We start from the raw sequence: 1525 nt of genomic DNA on the forward strand, positions 1-1525 counted from the left end.
GCTATACCTGCCATCTGTGCGGCAGTGCACTGCAGTACCATCCTGAATACCAGACCCAACGTCCATGGTTTGAACACCGGCACCACGCGCTGACGGAGAACGGCCAGCAGCACTGCCCGTATGTAAACCCCGGGGTGAGGGAGACCCGCCATATCCGGCAACTGCAATGGTATGTACCGGAAGCCCGTCCCCTGGTTTTCTACGCCGACTGGCACTGTCACGGTTGCAGCAGTGATTACCACGGCGAGCGTTACTGCATGACCTGCCGGACGGGGGAGCACAGCTGTGCGCTCAATGATGCTGATAGCCGGATAGCGGAGGTGACGGCATGCGCATGCTGAAGTGTTACCTGGCAAATGACCGCGAAGGGCATTTTGTGACAGCCGGGGAGGCCATGAGTGCACCAGGACAGATATGGAGCTGTGCGTCCTGTGGCTGCCGGCTGATACTGCATGCCGGTATGCATGAAGACCCGTGGTTTGAACATGACCAGCAGACCGTCGCCCGGCATGTGCTGATGGCCTGCGCCCATCTTGACCCGGAAGTGAAAGCCGAAGCCCGGCGCCGAAAGCTGCGCAGTATCATCAACGGGCTGGAAACGACGGTGATGGTGCTCTCCTGGTACTGCGTGTGGTGCGGCAACCATTATCAGGGCGTGAAGCATTGTCCCCGGTGCCTGACCGGTATCTACAGCATCGAAGAAGCCAACTGGCAGATGAATTACTGCTGCAACACTTTGCCCGGGTAAGTCCGGCGAGGGAATTCGCACCAGGCATACAGCACAACCGGCGTCCTGCCGGATTTAACCCTGAGAGATAATTTCCCATGAATGACCATTGCACCGGCGCTGTTGCCGGTAACGCTGTGGATGCCGCAAATATACGCGCTTTCCTGCAGCAGGCCGTTGACCATTACCCGGGACTGGCGGTATTCAGCTTTACGTTGGTCTTACCGCATCACGACACGATGGCCGATTACCGTTCTTTAATTTTACGCTTTCACACTGAGGTCTGGCAGCGGACGGGTGAATACTCACAGGCGCGCCAGCAGGAACGTAAGAATTCACCACCAACTATTCTGCGCTGGATATGGGAGGCGGCCAGCGCGCCAGAATGCAAAATGGTGCTGATGATGAATCTCGATACTCTGGGGAGAGCCCACGATGAAAGTGTTCAGCAGGGGATGAGCGAGATGCTCATTGATGCATGGATACCCGATGCGTTTCAGTACCGCCTGGTCACCCGTATCCGGCGGGAGGATCCAACGGGAATGAGTGCGGCACCTTATCAGCAGATCGCAAAAGAAGTGAAAGCACCGCGAGAACGGCTCAGGGCTGCGCTGGAAAGTGGGCTACAGGTGACCGCACTGGATGCGCTCTTCTGGTTTGGTTGCCAGCGTATCGCCGCGGAAGTGTTACGGCTGCGCAGGGCAGGGAGGGTAATTGCGACCTCAGAACGCGACGTCTTCGACACGCTTACCGGGACCGCCCGTCGGGTTCCGGTTTACCGCTGCGACGGCGTGTAAA

Annotated in this window: 3 protein-coding genes; all 3 read left to right on the forward strand. The window is 58.0% G+C overall.

Going from position 1 to position 1525, the window contains the following annotated elements:
• On the forward strand, positions 1-341 hold a 341-nt coding region (locus ADK28_RS30095), incomplete at its 5' end, for a putative zinc ribbon protein (protein WP_075202075.1).
• The gene (locus ADK28_RS14330) at positions 335-748 is read left to right on the forward strand and encodes a putative zinc ribbon protein (protein ID WP_343286293.1); all 414 of its coding nucleotides are present in this window, start codon (positions 335-337) and stop codon (positions 746-748) included. The genes ADK28_RS30095 and ADK28_RS14330, both read left to right, overlap by 7 nt.
• A gap of 77 nt (positions 749-825) precedes the next feature.
• Entirely contained in the window at positions 826-1524 is a 699-nt protein-coding gene (locus tag ADK28_RS30995; protein ID WP_048795939.1) for a helix-turn-helix domain-containing protein, read from the forward strand.
• Position 1525: the final 1 nt, after the last annotated feature.

It is taken from the genome of Serratia sp. 506_PEND (assembly GCF_001076875.1).
Classification (GTDB): Bacteria; Pseudomonadota; Gammaproteobacteria; order Enterobacterales; family Enterobacteriaceae; genus Serratia; species Serratia marcescens.

What these genes read in the sequence shown, in the direction of transcription:
- ADK28_RS14330 (WP_343286293.1), top strand. Translation starts at nt 335, where the DNA reads ATGCTGAAGTGTTACCTGGCAAATGACCGCGAAGGGCATTTTGTGACA.
- ADK28_RS30995 (WP_048795939.1), top strand. Translation starts at nt 826, where the DNA reads ATGAATGACCATTGCACCGGCGCTGTTGCCGGTAACGCTGTGGATGCC.